Source organism: Paenibacillus sp. GM2FR (assembly GCF_002803325.1).
In the GTDB taxonomy this organism is placed as follows: domain Bacteria; phylum Bacillota; class Bacilli; order Paenibacillales; family Paenibacillaceae; genus Paenibacillus_AQ; species Paenibacillus_AQ lautus.
Window position 1 is genome coordinate 2,746,530 of record NZ_MKZM01000008.1, and the last position, 21,422, is coordinate 2,767,951.

Annotated in this window: 6 protein-coding genes (1 of these 6 only partly in view); 1 reads left to right on the forward strand and 5 read right to left on the reverse strand. The window is 48.1% G+C overall.

Annotation, left to right across the window (positions count from 1 at the left end; all coding sequences use genetic code 11):
- The 3 genes in view from PAEVO_RS12220 to fabD are tightly spaced (at most 20 nt apart) and all read right to left on the reverse strand, a layout consistent with a single transcriptional unit that may run on beyond the window.
- Window positions 1-5,204: the 5' portion of an SDR family NAD(P)-dependent oxidoreductase gene (locus tag PAEVO_RS12220; RefSeq protein WP_243390868.1), read on the reverse strand. It extends 5,134 nt beyond the left edge of the window; the window shows 5,204 of its 10,338 coding nt (coding positions 1-5,204); it begins with the start codon at window positions 5,202-5,204; the stop codon falls past the left edge of the window.
- Window positions 5,205-5,219: 15 nt separating this feature from the next.
- Window positions 5,220-14,930, reverse strand: coding sequence for an SDR family NAD(P)-dependent oxidoreductase (locus tag PAEVO_RS12225; RefSeq protein WP_100537792.1), 9,711 nt, complete (start codon window positions 14,928-14,930; stop codon window positions 5,220-5,222).
- A gap of 20 nt (window positions 14,931-14,950) precedes the next feature.
- On the reverse strand, window positions 14,951-17,335 hold the full coding sequence (gene fabD / locus PAEVO_RS12230) for an ACP S-malonyltransferase (RefSeq protein WP_100537793.1): 2,385 nt from the start codon (window positions 17,333-17,335) through the stop codon (window positions 14,951-14,953).
- 467 nt (window positions 17,336-17,802) lie between these two features.
- Between fabD and loaP the strand changes: the two genes are divergently transcribed.
- Entirely contained in the window at window positions 17,803-18,378 is a 576-nt protein-coding gene (gene loaP, locus PAEVO_RS12235; protein ID WP_100537794.1) for an antiterminator LoaP, read from the forward strand.
- Between the two features lie 89 nt (window positions 18,379-18,467).
- Here the strand turns inward: loaP and PAEVO_RS12240 are convergent, their stop codons facing one another.
- Window positions 18,468-19,370 (reverse strand): EamA family transporter, encoded by a 903-nt coding sequence (locus PAEVO_RS12240; RefSeq protein ID WP_100537795.1) that lies wholly within the window; start codon window positions 19,368-19,370, stop codon window positions 18,468-18,470.
- 149 nt (window positions 19,371-19,519) lie between these two features.
- Window positions 19,520-21,268 carry an RNA polymerase sigma factor gene (locus PAEVO_RS12245; protein ID WP_100537796.1) on the reverse strand — a complete coding sequence of 583 codons (1,749 nt, stop codon included), beginning with the start codon at window positions 21,266-21,268 and terminating at the stop codon, window positions 19,520-19,522.
- Window positions 21,269-21,422: the final 154 nt, after the last annotated feature.

Sequence of the window (21,422 nt, forward strand, 5' to 3'; positions counted from 1 at the left end):
CCGATCCACACCACATGGGCTCCATAAGCACGAACCATATACTCGCTCCATGCCTTGCCGATACCGCCAGCCCCTCCAATTACGACATATACGCCACCCTGCCTAAAGCTTGATTCCACCGTTGCAGGAGCATTCAATGGTATGAGCTGCTGTCGGTACCACTGCTGTTTCCGGTACACCCAAGGGTGTCCGCGCCGATCAGCAGGGAGAGTGAATATATCGGATACAGGCCACGGACGGCCGGCCTCCAAATCGATAATTCGGATATTCCAGCTCGGATATTCTTTTGCCATTGAACCTACCAGACCGTGAATGCCGGCATGCGAAGGATCGACCTTGCGAGATTCGTTAACCCTCTGCGTGTCAAATGTGATCACTGTCCATCCCAAGGCGCGGGCAGAATAACCCAAACCAATGAACGCCTTAATCAAGCGGAACAATGGGATAACGCCATGCTCCTGTCGTTCAATCAGTTTTTCATCTTCCAGGGAAGTTGACGGACCTGCAGGAGCAACCCACACGATATGATCAACTATGCCGAAAGCTTCTAGTTTTGCAGCAATTTCTGATATCGTATCTGCTGGATTCAAATCAAAAAAATGAACCCGCGGGTACATCTGTTGAATCATGCTCCTATTCTCTTCCCCACCAACATAGATCACATGATCGGAATCATGCGCCTGCCATGTGCCATTCTCTGCCGGAACGGCCTCCCATGCTGGCACAAGATGTATATTTCCGACAGGCGTTTGTACCATTGCCTCCTGTGTAGCCGCATTAGACCGACTGCTGGCCTCAAGCTCCCCTTCCAGCACCCTTGTTGAGAATCCTTTGATACGAACACAAATATTGCCCTGATCATCACATATATCGATATCCAGCTTTGGAGTTAAACCTGTCTTTGCAGCCTTATCGTTGTTTCGTATCCATGCCCACATATTCGGCGTGCACTCCCCCCGAATATCCAGTTCCTGGAGGGCAAAAGGCATCACCGGGTTCACCGAAACCGGGGGCATGCCGCCAGAATTCATAGAATAAGCAATCGTCGCCTGTAAAGCTGAGTCCATTAGGCTTGGGTGGAGAACATACCCCTTCAAGGTATTAGAAACGGATGACGGCAAGGATAACTTAGCCAATATTTGTCCCGCACCTACATACGCTTTCTCTATTCCCCTGTGGGCCGGGCCATACTCCATCCCCATCTCATGAAAGACCTCGTAGAATTGGGAGGATAAGAAGCACTGTTCGCCGCAATGCCTCTTCAAATCTTCAATATTCAAGACATCCTTCGTTCCAGCAGCTGGTAGCAGCTCGGCACTGCCTTTGCTGTGTACAACAGGCTCCGAATTTGTGCTCTCCTGAACTTGACTATATATTTCGTAAACGATCCCTCCATGCTCAGCGGGAAGCAGTCGGATATTCACTTCAGCATATTCCTCCCCAACGGAGACAGGCCGAATCCAAACCACATTTTTCAGGCGGATTCCCGTATGATGCTCCGCTCGGCTGCCAAGGGATTCCATGACTGCCATACGCGCCATCTCCAGATAGGCAACACCCGGTAATATCTTCTGCTTCCTCACGACATGATCGGATAAGAAAAATTCATTTCCCCTAAAAGTGCTGCTAAATCGCTGCTCGGTAAAGTCGGACGTGTTTTTGTGCAGCAAAGGGTGTATCCCTGCTTCAGCAGTCGCAGCAACGATTGGTTTTCCGGCAGCTGGTACCCAATAACGCTCCCGTGCAAACGGGTAGGTCGGTAAACTGATCCGGGAAGGCCTGGTGCTCTCGCCGTATAATAAATTCCAATCTAACTCCATGCCCGAAGCCCACCCTTCAGCCAATTCATCCCAATTCCCCTCATCGATCCATTGGCTGACGGACTGCTTATTCCTATCACCTGCAGAGGAGGATGCAGCTGAATCCTTCATTAACTTGGCCTTGCCTCTAAAGCCGTGTTTAAGTTCTTTATTGTCCAGAAAAGCTTGAAGCCCCTGAATCAATTCGAGGATATCCTGAGCGACAAACACCACTCGTTCTTCCATGGCTTCGCGTCCGACTTGCAGTGTATAAGCCACATCTTCGATGGAGATTATCGAGCGGTTCTGTCCCCGCTTGTCCTGATCATCGGATCCGCCATCATGATCAGTTCCAACGTTAGGAGCCCCCATCACTTCTGGGTGCTCATTCAGAAGATGAGCGGTTACGGAAGCAATCGTGCTTCTCTGCCCCCATTCCTGATCATCGATCTCAACGAGGAATTCATCCTGAATTTTTCCCTTTAATAATCGAATATGAACAGGCTCAACTCCATATTCACTCCATGGAACATCTAGTTCAATGAGTTCTTCATGAACATGCATGATATCAGCTAATAATTCCTTCAGTTTACCTTGTAGGTCGACTGTATATCCCGGCTCTTCATCCTGCTGTACCGGCTCGCTCTCAGGCAATCCTAACAGATAATCGAGCATCTCTTTTGCGTAGGTTTTGAGCCTTTCTTCATTTTTAGCCGAAACAGGAACAATCATAGGTCGCTCTTGTCCATGGTTCGCCTGCGTTGTATCGCTTACTTTCGCACCTATGTATTCTTCTAGAATCATATGGGCATTTGAACCAGTGGCTCCGAAAGAACTTAACGCAGCTCTCCGCGGATAGCTAATCTTGCGCATGCCGTCCATGGTTACAGGTTGTTTCCATTTCTCCTTGGTGTGCTGCACATAGAATGGAGATTGTTCAAAATCAATATAGGGATTCAATTGCTCGGAATGCAGGGATGGAACCAGTGTTTTGTGATAGATTTGGAGAGCTGCCTTCTGGAGGCCGATAACTCCCGCGGCGGACTCCGCATGGCCAATATTGGACTTTACTGAACCAATCGAGCAATACTGCCGTTCTCGGGTATACAACTCGAAGGCTTTCATTAACCCTTCGATCTCAATAGGATCCCCCAGCGAGGTGCCTGTACCGTGAGCTTCGACATAACCGATCGTTCGCGGGTTTATGCCTGATTGCTCGAGACAATCAGCGATCACTTCCCCCTGTGCCACTGGGCCAGGCACCATAATGCCGCTCACAGTCCCTACATGGTTGATCGCGCTGCCTTTTATAACCGCATAGATTCGGTCATTATCTCGAACTGCATTATTTAATGGTTTTAAGAGGACTGCCGCAACCCCTTCGGCTGAAACGTAGCCGTCGCCTCCTTCGCCGAAGGTCTGGCAATAACCGTCACTTGAATGCATCCCCCACAACCCGTATGTCATATACTTCGACGGGTGCAGAGATAAATTCACCCCACCGGCCAATGCAACTTCGCTTTCTCCACGTTTCAAGCTCTCCATCGCCAGATGAACGGCCGTGAGGGAAGATGAACATAGCGTATCCACGGTCATGCTGGGGCCATGGAAATTGCAAAAATATGAAACCCGATTGGCAATAGGGCCTGCATTCAGCGAAAGTGGGAATGCTTCCCCTTGGGAAGCAGCCTCTGCGCCCACCAGGGAATAATCCTTATGCATCACACCCGCGAAGACGCCTACCTTCCGCCTGTTATTTTTACCTCGGGGCGGGACTAATGATTTAGGGGTATATCCAGCATCCTCAATGGCTTCCCAGCAAGTTTCCAGGAACAACCTTTCCTGGGGATCCATCGTTTCTGCTTCACGAGGGGATATTCTAAAAAATTTCGGATCAAAGCAATCCGGATCGTCTATGAATCCCCCCCATCTGGACATCGCTTTCCCGCCAGCTGATTTTATACCATCCATCGTCTTCCAGTCCCAGCGGGATTTTGGAATTTCGCTTATGCAGTCCTTTCCCTCCTGCAAATTCCTCCAAAATTCGTGAAGGTTTCTAGCTTGGGGATATCGGCCGGACATACCGATAATGGCAACGTCTCCTTCCGTTGGCGGATTATCAGAAAGATTGGAACCGGAAAACGAGCGCTTAGATGAACTCTGAAATTCCGGATCTGAAGCGGTATCAGTTACGGATATTACCGATGCAGCCTCGGATTGCTTGAATTTTGAAGCATAGTTTTCTTCGAGATAAGCAGCAAGCTCGGCAATTGTTGTATACTCAAACAACAAAGTCGGCGATAACGAGATATTAATGCTGGTCTCAATCGCCCTCACAATCTCTAACAATCCGGGGGAATCCAGTCCCATCTCGTAGTATCCGGATTCAGGATGGATATCTTCCACCTTACAGTTAAGCGTGTCCGCCATGAGTTGCCGTAGGAACCATTCGATCGAAATAACGGGTGCCGTTTCGTCGGCACCCGTTATTTGAACCTGCTTATTGGAGCTGACCCGAGGTGGCTTGCGCTGCTCCGTGATCTGAGATGATGAAAGGGACCCTTTCCGCTCCGGATGGATCAACCCGGCATCGCGAACCAGTTTCGTAGATAAGTTTTTCAGTTCCCCGACTTTTTTTCCATCCCCGTTAAAAAACTCCATCGTCCAAAACATCAGCTCATTCTTATGAAGAACGGACGACCTCTGCACCCTTGTAATACACCGTTCCTGGAGCGGTTCCGAAGCATTAAAAACGGCATAACTCAGAGGCAAGAACAAGCGCTGTTCCTCTTGGGCAGAAGGAGCATACATTCTTCCGCCCCCTACGCCACTGCCGTCGATCAGAGCAGGATGAAATAAGAACTCTTTCGAGCTGGCTATCGCTTCCCGACTAATAGAAAGATCCAGAATTGCTGCTGTATCCATCTCATAAATCTGGCCTTCCGCCTTCATAAATCCGGTATGCACCAACTCCTGGCTTCGGTACTCTTCATAAATGTCATGGATGGGGAGCACACGGTTTGCTGCCCCCTTCACGAAGCCTAAATCCAGCGTTTCCGAGTATGACACCTGATCTCTTGCATGCATCTCGGCTGTGGCATAAAGTGTTTGCTCTGGTTCTTCCATACCGTTACGACGATTCTGTCCCTCCAACCGAATCTTCCATCTACCAGGAGAAGCCTCATCACATTGAATGCCGAGAATTATAGTAACATCCCGTTCGACTATGAGCGGATTATATATACTTAAATGACGAAGCTCAAGTTTGTCGAATGCATAGTGATGTTTCTTATAAACCTGGTAGATAAGGTCAATATAGGCCAGTCCAGGCAATAATTGTTGCCCGTATACCATATGATTGCTAATAATCGGGTTCTTGGCGGACAGGTTAAACTGTTCATACATCACGTTTGCTCCCTCCTAGTCGAAATTTTCCCAAAAAATATCCTGCGGAACGTTTGCTGCTGTTTTTCTGCCGCTTGATAAGGTTTTGGAATGAGTTTGTGTCTCCCATAACTGCCGCCTGTTTAAAACCGGAACCGGTAAAGGCTGCCTTCTATCACGTTGAAGAGGCACCCCTGCGCCATCCTCCAGGATCACATGGGCGTTGGTTCCTCCGTCCGCAAAACAGTTAATCGCCGCCACTCTGGATGTATGCGCCCACTCGGTTTTTTCTCTACTAAAATAGAACGGAGATGATTCCATATCATAGTGAACCATCGCTTCTCCGCCTGATAAAAAAGGAACGAATTGCCCGTGATGCAGCATCAACACCACTTTAATAAAACTGGCAATGCCTTCTGCACAAAGTGGATGTCCGATATTAGGTTTCATTGATCCCAGCCCCAGCGGAACCGTGCTCGATTCCCGATAAATCGAATGAATCGCTTTAAGCTCCAGTAAATCGGTCACCATGGTACCCGAGCCATTCGTTTCAATATAACTGATCTCCTCGGGATGCCTTCCACTCTTGCGCAAGGCAGTCTGTAATACATCCCTTTGCGCTTGAATATTCGGAGTTGACGGTCCTGCCGTTCGCCCGTCGTTATTAACGGCCAAGCCCTTAATGACTGCATAGATCCGATCGCCATCGGCAATAGCTTGCTCCACCGTTTTTAACAGAACCATACCTGCGCCTTCTCCCAGCACGATACCTTCAGCCCGTTTGTCAAACATATGGAAGTCCTGTACCGGACTTAAGATCCCGCGTTGTTCAAAAATTTTGTGTGCACGGTCAGTAGTTAGCAGACTCGCGCCTCCGACAATCGCCGAATCGATATCGCCTGCTCGCAGAGCTTGTACCGCCATGTTCATCGCTACCAGCGCCGAAGAGCATGCTGTATCCACTACAACGCTTGGACCACGAAGGTCAAGGAAATGTGAAATATTGGCAGACAGATAGTTCTGCCCAATCGCCACAATCGGATTACGCGCTTGGTATAAGTCGGATTCCTCCGGTTGATGCTGCGTTCGAGCTCCAATATAGACTCCCATCGGCTTGCCCTTTAATTCTTGCCACGAATATCCAGCATGACATATCAGCTTCAGACTTTCTTCCAGCACCAACAGTGCCTGCGGATCCATGACTCTGGCATCTTCTTGCGGGATCAGGAAAAAGGACGGATCAAAGCTTGAGATTTCCTCAAGCATTCCAGCGTAATAAGAGGTGGAGTGCCCCCACCGTTCATACGGAACCTGCCGAATGGCCGATATCCCTTCGGACAAAATCCTCCAATAGTCCTCAAGTGAACCGGCACCAGGGAATCGGCATGACAATCCTACCACCGCTATACCCGTGGCAGGCTCGCCTGGAAGTCCTTTCGTTGATGCTCCGCTTTCTAACAAAGCCATCGGCGCCTGAGGTGATGATGCCTTTACGTTAGACATGGATTCACAAATATCCGCAGTCCCCAGCATCTGCGATACCGCAGCAGAATGAGCATTGACCATCCAGCCTGCCAATGATTCTATGGTCGGATATTCAAATAGCAGGGTAGGCTCCAAATCCAACCCGGCCAGCTGATTGATTCGTCGAAGCAATTGAGCGATCATGATTGAATCTACACCATAATCTTGGAAAGCTATATCGGGCTCCAGTTTCGTAACAGGAATTTTCAGTTCTTCGGCCAGCAGCTCCGTAAGCCATGCTCGCGTTTGATTCAACAGGCCTTGGGGACTCTTGTTCGAATTCTCCGGCTCTTGCCCTCTTTGTCTCATCCTGCCTTTCAAGCTCTCCTGGTTGGCAAACTGCATTAGCCTGCCGGGATTCCACAATTCGGGATTGACCACAGCCGGCATAACCACCGATGGTATTCGGTTTGAAAGAATCTGATCCAACAGCTGTAAGCCCTCTTCATTGGTTATGCTCAGCAAACCCGTCTGCTCATAGGCCCTGCTTCTCACTTCGCCCATTCCCGCCTCTTTCCAGCTCGGCCACTGAATGCTGGCAATGGGTACCGTATGTTTCGCTTTCTCCGCAAAATAATCCATATAGGCATTCGCCATTCCATAATCACTCTGTCCGGAAGCTAAAGCAGGAATCGTGGACGAAACCGAAGAGAAGAGCAGAAAGAACGATAAAGATTCATTTCGGAAGCACTCGTAGAGTACACGAAGGCCTGACACTTTCGGTTCGAAGACCTGCTCAATTCCTTCAACGGATTTTCTAATAAACGCTGGATTATGGGTGTCAATCCGCCCCGCACAATGAATAACGCCTCCAATGGGCCCCATTGTCCTTTTGACCAACTCCATGCTCTGCTGAACAGCTTGCTCATCCGATAATGATACCGACAAGATTTTCACTTCTGCCTGAAGTTCTTCCAACACCTGAATCGCCTGAATTTTTTGTGCTACCGGCGTTTTTTGCCCCTTATAGAGACTCCATTCTTCACGTGAAGGCAAAACCTCCCGACCTGTCAGAACCAGCTTCTTAACGCCATATTTCTGTACAAAATGTCTGGCGCATAGGTAACCGATCCCCCTTGTACCTCCTGTAATCCAAAGCACATGATCCTCGGGGAAAGCGAACGCTTCTTTATCGGAAATCGCCCCCTTCAACTCTTCCAGCGAAGCCCGATATCGCTTACCGCTCCGGTAACAGATTTCCGTGTCTCGGCTTTCGGTAGCATATTCGTTAACGATCTGTTCAGCAATGATCTGAACATCCGTCTCAGCATCCACATCCACATGCCGTGAGCTCAGGCGACTGTATTCACTCTGCAGCATTCTGTACAGTCCAGCGCGTTCGGCACCGGACAAGTTGACTTCAGCATTCTGGAAAGACTCCAGACATTTCGTTACCCCAAGCAGTGTTAGGCCGTCTGTGTCAGCATGCTCGATCCATTTCTGGAGCCAGGGAACCCATCCGGTCAGCCCCGTTGTATTCAACCCGCAGCCTACAACGTCGATACAGCCGCCATATTGGTTCCAATCCTGTTCAGTCTGATGAAACTCGCGTGCCATATCCTGAATATCAATGATCCGGCTGCTTTTAAAATGCCTGGATATGTGAATAGCTAACTCCATCGTTTCCTGCGTAGTCAATATCGCAATGGATTGCGTAACGGATTTGCTTCGGTCGGCAGAACCATCTATGGCAGTCAGTTCCCACTTTTTATTCAAATAGCTCACTTTACGCTCAACTGGACTTTTTTCCCGGTTAGAGACTACAAGTTCTCGCTTGGGCTCCGGATTGCTCCACGCCTGAGCGTTACTCGGTTCGGGAACCCAGTAGCGATCTTCGGAAAACGGATAGGTGGGCAAGCTGATTCGGCGTGGCTTCGTATTCTCATAAAGCCGGCTCCATTCCACATCCAATCCTTTAACCCAGAGACTTGCGAGCTTGTCATATTTTCTACGCTGAATCCATTTAGCAATGGCTTCCTGCAGTTCTTCGTCTCTTGTAAATACAGATAGCGCTTCTTTGTTCCGTCTTACCTGACCATAATAGATACCGTCCACATGATCGCGGCCTTCGATATATTCTCTTAGTTTATCGATCAGCTCTTTCATTGTAGATACAATCACAGCCAATCGTTCCTCCATGGCTTCCCGTCCTACTTGTAGAGTGTAAGCCATGTCAATAAGGCTGGAATCTTCTTGCGGTTGGTCGCTGATATCCGCGAGAAGACGCTGCGCCTGTATCCTCAGCTGTTCTTCGCTTTTGCCTGATAGCACAATGATGACCGGATTTAGACCTTCCATGATGATTGGTGAAGACTCCTCGACTCCGGGGATATACTCCTCAATGACGAGGTGGGCATTGGACCCTCCCGCACCAAAGGACGATATTCCTGCAATTCTTGGGTACTCCTTCATTACTCCATTCAACTCGAGGACAGGTCTTTTCCACTCCGCAAGCTCTTGCTGCACAACAAATGGAGTCTGGCTAAAGTCGATGTTGGGGTTCAAAACCCGCGAATGCAATGAAGGCACCAGCTGCTTGTATTTAAGCTGAAGCAGAACTTTGGTCAAGCCTGCGATTCCAGCCGCACTCTCACAATGTCCAATATTCGATTTTGCAGAACCGAGCGCACAAAACTGCTTATCCCCTGTGTATTCCTGAAAGATGTTGTGTAATCCCGTTATTTCAATTGGATCCCCCAGCGAGGTTCCCGTTCCGTGCGCCTCCATATAGCTGATCGTGCGCGGATCAATCCCCGCCTTCTTGAATGCTCGTCCAATTACGCTGGACTGGGCTTTGGGATTCGGTACCGTGTATCCGTTGGTTTTCCCCCCGTGATTGATTGCAGTCGCCTTAATAATTCCATAAATCTGGTCTCGATCCTCCATGGCATGGGACAGCGGTTTAAGAAGAACGGCTCCTACTCCCTCACCAGGCACGTATCCCTCTCCTCCCTCGCCAAAACTCTCACATCTTCCTCTGCTGGAGATAAACTTCCCCTGTGACAGATACAGATATTTATTGGGATGAATCGAAACATTAACCCCGCCCGCAATCGATACCTTGCATTCTCCCGTCAGCAAGCTTTGACAAGCCAGATGAATGGCCGTCAAGGATGAAGAACACATCGTATCTATGGTCATACTTGGGCCATGGAAGTTGAAGAAATAAGACACCCGATTGGCGATGGATGCTGGCAGTCCGGGTAGTGCCAGAGGATTCCCCCTTGCTTGCTCCTGAGCACCGTAGAGCTGATATTCCTGATACATGGCACCGACATAGACGCCCACACTACCTTCCAAGCCAAAATCGCTGTATAAGCCCAGGGTTTCCCGGGTATATCCCGCATCCTCAAGGGTTTCATTGACACATTGCAGAAACAGGCGTTCTTGCGGATCCATCATCTCCGCTTCCCGAGGGGATATATTAAAAAACAAGGGATCAAATCGATCGACCCCTTTGAGAAAGCCCCCCCATTTACTGTTGGCTGTTCCTGGTTTGTTGCGATCCTCGTCATAATATAGATTGTAATCCCAGCGGTCGTTCGGTATTTCCGTAATGCAATCCTTGCCATTCTTCAGTACCTCCCAAAACTGCCGTATATTCTCGGCGCCGGGATAACGCCCGGACATTCCGATAATGGCAATATCCATCGCGGTAGACGCATGTTCATCCTGTTGCTTAATGGTTGGCTGTCCAAAACGCGAACGTCTAAGGCTGGCAGGATGCGATACATCCGGTCCTTTCGTTGAAACGGAAGGCGCTGCAAGCTGAACTGTGGGTTCTGCAGACCCCCTCTCTCCCAGCACGCTCACCAACTTATCACGGTATGATTTGATGAAATACCCGGTCAATTCCCTGATATTCTGATATTCGAAAAACAACGTTTTGGACAGCGAGCCAAACGTTTTCTCCAATTCATTCGTCAATTGGGTGGTCATGATGGAATCAATGCCGTAATGCTCCATCGGGGCATCCGTTTCAATTCGCTGTACGGGCAGCCTCAAGACGGTCGAAATCTGTTTTTTCACGAAGCTAATTGCCTTTTCCGTAAAATCGTCCTCACTCATACCCGGGAAGAGCTCATGATCTTCATGTCCTTTCCCTTGAATCGCTTCGATTGGCGTATCTTCCACATTCTGTTTTTCTGTGAGTTTTGTATAAAAATGCTCTAAATCCCCTTCCATGACGAGAACCTGGTCATTACGGGAAGCCCACGCTTGATAGAAAGCAAGGACAGCCGAGCCTGTATCGATAGCCGCCATACCTAACTGCTGCATCATCATCTGTTCGGTCTTTTCATCGACATGCATCCCGCCGTCTTTCCATAAAGGCCAATTCATGGACAGGGTGTGCCCGCTACGCTCCTTCGAACGAACAAGCTCGTTTCGGTACGTGGCATAAGCATCCATAAAGGCATTAGCCGAGCAATAGTCCGCCTGACCCGGGTTGCCCACGATTCCGAATACCGATGAAAAAACGACAAATAGATCAAGCTTCAATTCCTTGCTCGCCTGATCCAAGTTTACGATCCCTTCCACTTTCGGTGCCAATACAGCCTGCAGGTTTTCTACAGTTTTATTAAGAATAAGACTGTCTTTAATCACTCCAGCGCTATGAATGATTCCACTGAGACCACCAAACTCAGCTGTGACACGCTGGATTAGGTCATCTACTTCCTTGCCCTTGGTCACATCAGCCTGCCAGTATTCCGCTTGGGCCCCATGTACTCTTATTTCCTCCAGTTGAGACTCCATTTCGTTGCTGAGATCAGAACGGCCGGTTAGAATCAACGTCGCACCCTTTGTGCGTTTGGCAATCTCATTAGCAAAGATGAAACCGAGTCCGCCCATTCCACCCGTGATCAAGTACGTCCCTGTGTCTTTCCACGGATTGCTATCTTCTGACTGCATAGCTTCAACCTGATCCCAGCTTTTGACCAATCGCTTCCCTGACTCGTACCGGATATGGAAATCCCGGGTGTCCTGAAGATTGCTTTTCAGCTTGGAGACGAGCTCCTCCGGCGTTTCTCCCGAATCGACCTCAATCATCTGGGCCGCGAGTTTTGGATTCTCGAGTCTGGCTGTCTTAAGAAGTCCAGCCAAACCGGAGATTAGCTGTTGGTCTCCATGCCTGGAGAATACGATTTGTATAAACGCTTTCGTCCTCGTTCCGGCTTTAAGAATGCTTTGAAGTTCCTTTAACAGCTTTACCGAGTAATCTTGAAACCGCTCCTTTATCCCGTTACGGTTGGATTGCAAGGATAGAATGCGAGCTTCGTTTACATCGGTTTCTATGCGCTCCTTCACCACATCGTCCATTTCGCAAAGCACGATACAATAGTCTTCGTAGCTCGCGAAAGTCGTATCCCTCGAAATAACCTGTTCCTTCCAAATAGGGTGCAGCATGAGCGTGTCCGAATCCGTCCGTGATTGGAGCAAGGTTTCCTCTTCACTTCGTTTTCTCCAGGATAATTCTCTCATCCTCACACACAACGTTCCTTGCTCATCATAAAGGTCAATATCAACTTTCTTTGACTGTCCTCCAGTGGTATTTTGATTGCTGTATTGAACATGTGCCCACATGACTGAAGAGCATCTCTGTAACACATCGAGTTGTTCAAGTGCAAACGGAAGAAAAAGCCGCGATGAAACTTTGCCGTCGGAAGTGTCTTGCTTCTCCGAACCAAGCATCAGAATCATTGCGGCTTGCAAAGCCGAATCCAGGAGGCTGGGATGCAGAATATATCGAGCTGCTGTACTCTCGATCAAGGAAGGCAACAGCAGCTTGACCAGTACGCGGCCGCCCCCGCTGTATACCTCTTCTATCCCTTGGTGGGCTGGACCATAATGAATTCCGGAGCGCTGAAAAGTCTCATAAAAATGCTTCACCGTATCGTTTGCCCTGGTTAATTGTCCTTTCAATCGATCGATATTCACGCTGGTCAATTCGCCAAACAGATCTGTGTTCATCTGAGCATTGCCCTGGCTATGTACAATAGAATCCCCGCGTCCCTCTTCGGTTTGACTGTAAACTTCGTAGGTAACGTCACCGTTTTCGCCTGGAAAAAGCGCAATATGGACTTGAACCGGATGTTTACCAACGATTACCGGCTTGGCCCACACCACATGTTGAAGCCGAATCGGTGAATCAGCATCGGATGATAACCCAGATGCCTTTTCAACCGCTTCCCGTGCCATTTCAAGGTACGCTACGCCTGGCAGCACATGGCGACCCTTCACCATGTGGTCCTTCAAGAAAAACTCTTCACCCGTAAAGGTAGAACTGTAGCGTTGTTCTGAAAAATCGGATGTATTCTGATGCAGCAGCGGATGAACATAGGAGGTTTCAGCTCTCTCAGCTGTAACAGCATGATCCGAGAAGCTTTCCACTGGGATCCAATACCGCTCCCGTGCAAATGGATAGGTGGGCAAATGCACATGCTGTGTCTTTCCCTTGAGAAATATGGCCTTCCAATCCACTTCATGCCCTTTTACATATAATTCTGCTAATGCCTTCAATTTGCTGCCGTATTCCTGTACATCGCTCCTCTTGAGGGATTGTAGTTCTGTTACCAACACCTTACCCAGATGTTCAAGCAGCGGCTCTTGCTTCTTACCGATTAACGGAATTTGATCTTTACAATATCCATTCGGTCTACTATTCTCCAGCACCTGCTTTAATTTCTCCCGAAGTTCCTGCACATCCTTAACCACATAGGCAGATCTTATTCCGAAATGCTCCCGCTGGAGCAAGAGAGTTGCACTTACATCCGTCAGGCTGATCCCATGCCCATTCCTATCGATCCACCGTGCTAGATCCAGCTCCCTCTGCCGCAAAGATTCTTCTGTTTTCGCAGATAAACAGATGAGATATTGGGGGAGCTTCTTAGCGGATTTTTTCTTCATAGCGGGTGCTTCTTCGAGGACGATATGCGCATTCGTTCCTCCGAACCCGAAAGAACTAATGCCTGCACGTCTCGGAAAGCTTTGCCCATCTGCTCCCTCCAGAAGCTTCCACTCCTGCAGCTTGTCTACCATGTAGAATGGACTTTCTTCAATTGAGATACGATGATTCAATGTTTTGAAATTTTGCAGTCCAGGCAGCTGTTTATGCTTCATGGACATGAGGACCTTGATCAGTCCGGCAATCCCGGCGGCAGATTCCAAATGCCCGATATTTGTTTTCACCGAACCCAGGCCGCAATAATTCTTGGAAAGTATTTGGTCCTTTTTCGATCGTAATTGAAAAGCTTTTAGCAGTCCTTGAAACTCCATCGGATCTCCTTTTGGAGTTCCCGTTCCATGAGCTTCAATATAACTGATGCTTTCCACGGGGATGTCCGCTTTCTTATGGGCCTCAGCTATAACATCTGCCTGGGCTTCAGGGTTGGGATAAGTAAGGGTATGAGTTCTTCCATTATGGTTTACGGCAGTTCCCTTTAAGACGCCATAAATGGAGTCCCCATCTTCAAGGGCTTGTTCTAAAGGTTTAAGCAACACGACCCCTGCCCCTTCACTGCGCACATAGCCATCTGCATTGTCGTCGAAGGTTTTGCATGAGCCGGTCGGGGACAGCATCCCTGCTTTGGAAAAGGAGATATGACGTGAGGGGGTTAGAATAAGGCTGACCCCGCCCGCAAGAGCCATATTGCTCTCCCCGAGAAGTATGGACTGGGCCGCCGAATGAATCGCGTTAAAGGAACTTGAGCATGCTGTGTCTATCGGAAAACTCGGACCTTTCAAGTTAAAGAAATGGGAGATTCGGTTCGCTATGACGGCAGATGCCGTACCTATGGAATGATAGGTTTCAATAATCTGGTTCGTCTGCTCCTGCAGCCCTTTATAATCAAAATTAAAAACCCCCATGTAAACGCCGATTTTGTCCCCTGATATCTGGGAAGGAAGAATCCCGGCGTCTTCCAAACAGGACCATGATAATTCCAGCATGATCCGCTGCTGGGGATCCGTCGCTTCTACCTCCCTTGCCGAAAGGCCGAAAAAGCCCGGATCAAAGGCGTCTGCATCTTGAATAAAGCCGCCCCACTTGCTGTTGCTCTTGTTGTCAGCCTGCGGATCGCCCCAATACTCCTTCCAATCCCAGCGCTCCTTGGGGATCTCCTGAATGCTTGAACGACCTTCTTTCAGATTGTCCCAGAATTCTTCATAGTTCTGTGCTCCCGGGAACCGGCAAGCTATACCAATAATCGCGATTTCATTTTTCATTTATATGGTACACCTCACTTTTAATAAACCTCTTGAACGCTTCGATTGCCCTGAAGATCTGGCAGGCCAGGTTCCTCCGAAGGCATTCGAAAGCTGTTAAATCTCCGGTTCAACAGTGCAGCCGTTTCCGTCATCAGTTTCTCGGCAATCTCATCTACATGCCGATTCCGCCAATCCTCGAGCTCCGTTCCTTTCACCCATTGATTAAATGCGCCTAAGGCTGGCCCGCAATGAATTTGATAGTCGACTTTATTCTCCTGATCCCCTTGCAGAGCCAATCGCGTGCTGTAACTGAAATACCATCTGAATATCAAAGCCATTTTATATTTGGGATTCCGTTCTGCCTTCTCAACGACTTGAGGGTAGCGTGTCCGGACTGTTTCATATACGCTCTCAAAGCTGCGCTTGAAATATTTTTCTTGGATCTGCGCCTTTGTCTTCTCGTCAATATCATCAATGGAATTGAACTGACGGTATAAATCGTACAGTTTATTGGAGCGTGCCGGGAAGAACAGTCCTTTTTTCAGCACCTGTACCCGAGCCCCCATCTCAAACATATCCCCGGCAGGCGCGTATTCCGTATCCTGAACATTCATTTGCTGGAGTAAATCCTTTACTTCGTCGCTAGTTCCAGCCTCGACCGTGCATTGGTTAATCGAACCTGTCACAATGAAATCCGCACCTAATGTAAATGCCGCTGATATGGCATCTGGAGTGCCGATCCCACCTGCAGCTCCTATCCGTATGCTTGTAGGGTATGAATACCGTTGCATCATCTCATCCCGTAATTTAATCATGGCCGGCATTAATGCATAGGCCACGGCACCGTCTGTATGACCACCGGAATCTGCCTCGGCACAAATATCATCCGCAACAGGGACATCCCTGAGCATATGAGCTTCTTCCAGCGTAATTTTGTTTTCTTCCCGCAGCTTTGCAATGATTCGCTCGGGTGCTGGACTAAGAAACGCCTCGGCAACTTCCGGCCGCGATACCTTGGCAATCATTTTATTTATCGAAACAACTCTTCCATCGGCATCGCGGGTTAAACTTTTGGCGCGGTATTTGACCAATGCTGGAGTGATATTCATGAAAGCAGCCGCTTCCATAACCTTCACGCCGCTCTGAAGAAATATGTCCACCGTTTGTTCTTCGATTTCCGGCTCAGAAGGATTGTGCACCAAGTTCATGCCGTAAGTTTGACCTTCAGAAAGTTCTTGCTGTATGTATTGAATCGCCTCTGCAATTTGGGGTAATTTTAAACCTCCAGCTCCGAAAAAACCCATCATTCCTGCCTTGCCCATTCTTACAACCATTTCTTTAGAGGCAATTCCCCGGTACATAGCGCCAGTCAAATAGGCGTATTTAAGATTGTAATCCCTTCTGAATGCTGCGCTTCCCAGCGAACATGGTTTAATTTCGTATGAATACAGTTGTTCCACAGCTATCGGTTCAGATTTATTAGATATCTCTAAATGGCTTTTGTTCAGATCCTCATGCACGGCTTCAATAACTGCTTCAGTATCGAATGCAGGTTCATCCACAATTAGAGGTCCTGCTTCGTTCTTGATTCTCCCTATTAAATCGGTTAAAACCCTTCCCGGACCAATCTCCTCAAAATCAATAACACCAAGCCCCATCAAATATCGAATACTGTCCGTCCATCGAACGGAGCTTGTAATCTGTTGAACCAGATTCCTTTTGATAGAGGACCTCTGATATCGCCTGGCATACACATTGGAGATAACCGGGATACGCAATTCATGGAACGTGAAGTTCTGGAGAAAAGCTTCATATTCTCTGCCCGCATCCTCCATATGACGAGAATGAAAGGCACCGCTCGTTCGCAAGGGAATAAACATCATGACATCCTTAAGCGATTCAAAGACCTGCTTGGCGAGATCCATATCTTCCCTCGCTCCAGAGATTACGATCTGATGAGGGCTATTCAGATTGGCGATATCGATGGTTTCAAGCTTATGTTCCTGCAGCACCTCTGCAATTTGTTCCTCGGTCGGTCCGATGACGGCCGCCATGCCGCCCCCCGCAGCCTGGCTCATTAACTGCCCTCGCTTTTGAACAAGCCTTAAACCTGTAGCAAAATCAAAGGCTCCCGCGGCCAGCAGGGCGTTATATTCCCCAAGGCTATGTCCCGCAACAAAATCTACCGTTCTTGCCGAATGCTTAATCTTGTTGAAGTAGCTTATAGCATTTACGGTATATAATGCCGGTTGGGTATATTGAGTCTTATTCAGATTAAAATCAGGATCTTCCAAGCATAATTGTTTGATCGAATACCCTAGAATATCATCCGCTTGTGCAGTCAATTCTTTAAACTTGTCGAAAAGCTCCTCGCCCATTCCTTTTTTCTGGGCGCCTTGGCCGGGAAATACATAGGCTAGCATATGCTTGTACCATCCTCCCAAATAGATAAATATTGGTGCGTTTTACCCCCACTTAATCCCTGCTTGACGGTTTTAACTCATAATATAGAGATCTCTTATGGTCCTTATACCTGCCGTCAGTTGCTCAGTCGCAAGCTATCGAGCTTTTGCTTTTTGGAAATGAACATAAAAATGCCTACGAGGTCCTCCCCAACTCACTGGAGGCTTCGTAAGCATTCACACACAATGCGTGTATCATTATGGCCCTTAAATGTTCTTAACGCGCCGAAACGTCGATTAAGTCTGTTTAAGTTTTTGTTAAATTAAGTCATTCATTACCAATATATTATTATATAAATATTTTTTTGTAAACTATTAATCTTATAAGATTAGTCGATTATTTTTTCTTCGATTTCCCTGTTTCGACATTTATTTCATAAATTATTTGGTATTATCTTCTTCATCAAAAGGAAGTGGGGGAGCAATTTATGTCATGGTATGCGTTATTTGTTAAAACCGGATACGAGTCTTCAATTAAAAAATGGCTTGACGCCAGATTTGATGATAGCTTGCTAACCAGCGTGATTCCTAGAAGAAAAGTACCGGAGAAGAAAGACCGCCAGGAATACCATGCGATCAAAACACTTTTCCCCGGCTATGTGTTTGTGGAGACAAAAATGAATTTTTCCATATATTATACATTAAAAGAGAATCCCTTCATTTACAACTCACTAAACTATCTCAATAACAAGGATAAGGGATTACTCCCATCGAATACGCAGCAAGTCCACCTGTCATCTCAAAAACCGGACGAGTCTTATTTTTTCAAAGAGATCCCCAAAGATGAAATGCTGATCGTTCTCAAACTGATCAGTGAAAGTGAAGTTATCGAATATTCCCAAGTCACGTTCCAGGAGTCCAATGTCATCGTTAAATCGGGTCCGTTGAAGGGAATGGAAAGCCTTATAAAAAAAGTTGATAAGCATAAAAAGCGCGCGAAAGTGCTCATGAACATCATGGGAAGAGAGCAACTGGTCGATTTTGGAATCGAGATCATTAGATGATGGATGCATGGACCTTCTTCCCCACACAGAAAAGGGGCTGCAAGCAGCCCCTCCACATTCCTATCAGCATTATGATTTTCATCTGAATCCTATCTTTGTACCGCTGGCACCCTGCCCCGCTTCTGCGCCGCCATCTGCGGATACGCAATGCCCAGCAGGATGACAATAACCCCGATCCATTGCAGCGCAGTCACCTGCTCGCTCAGCACCAGCACCGAAGCGATAACGGCGACGGGCAGCTCTCCGGCACCAAGGATGGTTGCCAGTCCCGTACTGATTTTGGGTGCACCCAGTACGAATAGCAGCACGGGCAAAACAACACCGAATACGCCCAAGATGAGGCCGAACAGCCATAACCCGTTGTCAAACAGGGAAATCTCCGTGTACACTTTCGGCGTAAACAGGATCGTCAGCAGAATCAGGCCACCCGTTGAGGTATAGAAGCTCCGGGTAATCGGTGACATCTGCGTCTCAACCCGGCCGCTGAAGAAAACAAACAAAGCCATCATCAAGGCAGCAGTCAGCCCCAATAAAGTCCCTTTCAAATCCAACTGAATCTCGCCTGCGCCCATAATCCCCCCAGCCATAATCGTCCCGACAAACAGGATGATAACGGAGATGACAGTGGATTTATCCGGCCATTGCCGTTTCACAATGGCTTCGATCATGACGCCGATCCAGGTGAATTGAAATAAAAGAACAACGGCAATCGATGCCGGAATGCTCTGAAGGGCAAGGTAATACGTGACGCCTGTAAGACATGTACATAACCCAACCCCAGCTAGCTTTAGGAATTGCTTGCCCGTAACCTTTTGACGTCCAAAAAACAGCATCAGCACAAACAGAATAAGCCAGCCTGTCCCGAATTGACTGATCATAACCTCCTGAAATAGGAATCCTTCCTGGTAAGCGAGCTTAACGACCGTTGACAGAATACCGAAACAGCAGGCTCCCAAAAATACGAAGAATGAATTTTTCAACAAATGCAACAACTGAGACTCCCCCTTTTACGCAACAAAAAACCCCACTTTCACTGTTTTGGAATCCAGAAAACAGTAAAAAGTGGGGTTGACTCTGTTTGAAATTGAATTATGGTCTTATCTTAAGACAAAATCTCAACATTGTAAATACCAAATGGGGTTTATGAAGACAGCTTTGCAAAGATCTCTCTCAATTTAGCAACAGCCTTGATTTCCAGAGCTTTAATATCCTCTACCAGCGATATCGCCGTTGTTGCTTGAACCTCCGAATTAGGCTCCCCGCCTACCGGAAATGGAAACATCTGATGCAGGACACTGTACTTCTCGCACATTCCCGAATATAACGCACTGGCTTCCTTGAACTGCTGCGTGAGCTCCGGTCCTTCCTTATTCGCATCGGGCCAAGCTGCAATCAGTTCCTTAAAGAACTCAGCAGCGTAATACCGGGCATCTCTTAATACCTCGATGTTGTAAGCATGACCGTTCGGTTCTATCTTCCGCCCCTGCAGCGATTCAATCCAGGCATCATATGCCGCAAGCCCCTTCACTGCCGTCGGTACCACGCTTTCTTTCCCCTCATATTGTTCGATGGCGGTTTCAAGCACAAGTCGAAGCTGCTGCTGAAGCGTTAAATCGACCGAGCCCTCAATGGCCAGGACGAACAGATCTTCCAATACACTCCTTCCGAGATTCTCATAAGGCAGCGTATCCACTCTTCCGCATTCCTCTGCATAGAGGGTTCTGGTCTCATCGTCATATCCATACAGCGTACCGAATTCAGGAATGAAAATGTCCCATGCCAGCACAGGGTATCCGCGATCCAGCGAGCTATGAATCAAATCAAGCGCCCTTGGCAGCTCCTGATGAATGCTGCGCTTGCTCATGGCGCCCTTCTCCAAGACGGATGGATCCAGGAGATTGGTATTTGCACCGATGCCCTCGGACATCCCGTCGACGTATTTGGAATGGAAGCCGATATTATGAAGTCCCCGAGATAATACTTCGCCAAAAAAATACGCCGTCGGACCTGCAATGTGAACTTGATCCGGAATGATGTTGATCCGGAATGCATGACCTGTAAGCCCCATAACCATCGGCAGGGATAGCTTCCGATCCGTAAATTGAAGCATTTTATACGTGGCATCCGCAGCGGTTGTCCAAGTTTTGATTTCTTTCAACGATCCTTCATACGACAGAATCTTCTTTTTCATAATTCCCAAGTCCCTTCTCGTCTTAATATAAGAGTCAACGGTGACGCGGATTTTTTCTTGGATCACTTTCTTCCGTGATCTCGAAATAATCTGATACACATTGGCCGAAGAGAGCTGAAACAAGTTGGCAATTTCTTGCGGGGACAGCTGATCGAAAAAATGGGATTCGAAAATAAGTCGTTCGCGTGGCTTCAGGCATTGAATGATGTCCGTTAAAACACGCAGCGTCTCCTGCTGGACGATTCGATCCTCCGGCACGTTGAATCCAGCGGCAGCTTCGGTTGCAGAATGATGGAGCCTGCCCAGAATGCTGTCCAGATTGTTCCACTGATCTGAACTCCCGGCACTATCAAACCTTCCCCTGCCTTCAAGCTCGGTGAAGGTCTGCTCTTTCATCACGTGGCTTCCTTTAAGCCGGGTATAGGCCTGATTCCGGACGATCCGCTGCACCCACGGCAAGAACCGCCGGGCATCGACCAATTTTCCCAGGTGCATGAACGCACGGATTAGCGCATCCTGTACAACGTCCTCTGCCAGGTAGGACTCCCGGGTTATAGCTCTGGCATAGCCATATACCTTGGAGCGATGACGCCGAACAAGCTCCCCGAATGCTTCCCGCTCCCCTGCCTGCGCATATTCCACCAACTCCTGATCTTCCATCTCATCCCACTGGACCGTGCGGTCGGCTGTCGTTTCCAATTGCTCAAACCCTCTTTCTTATCGTTGACTACTTATATGACCAGAGAAGTTTGTCATTTCTGACAAAGTAATTGAAAAATATGATCTGACTTTTATAATACATAAAAAACGTTCCAAGATGACCCCCAAAACTCGGTCACTCGAAACGTTCATT

Excerpts from the sequence above, each read along its gene's own strand:
- PAEVO_RS12225 (WP_100537792.1), bottom strand. The coding sequence starts at position 14,930 with ATGAAAAATGAAATCGCGATTATTGGTATAGCTTGCCGGTTCCCGGGA.
- fabD (WP_100537793.1), bottom strand. The coding sequence starts at position 17,335 with ATGCTAGCCTATGTATTTCCCGGCCAAGGCGCCCAGAAAAAAGGAATG.
- loaP (WP_100537794.1), top strand. The coding sequence starts at position 17,803 with ATGTCATGGTATGCGTTATTTGTTAAAACCGGATACGAGTCTTCAATT.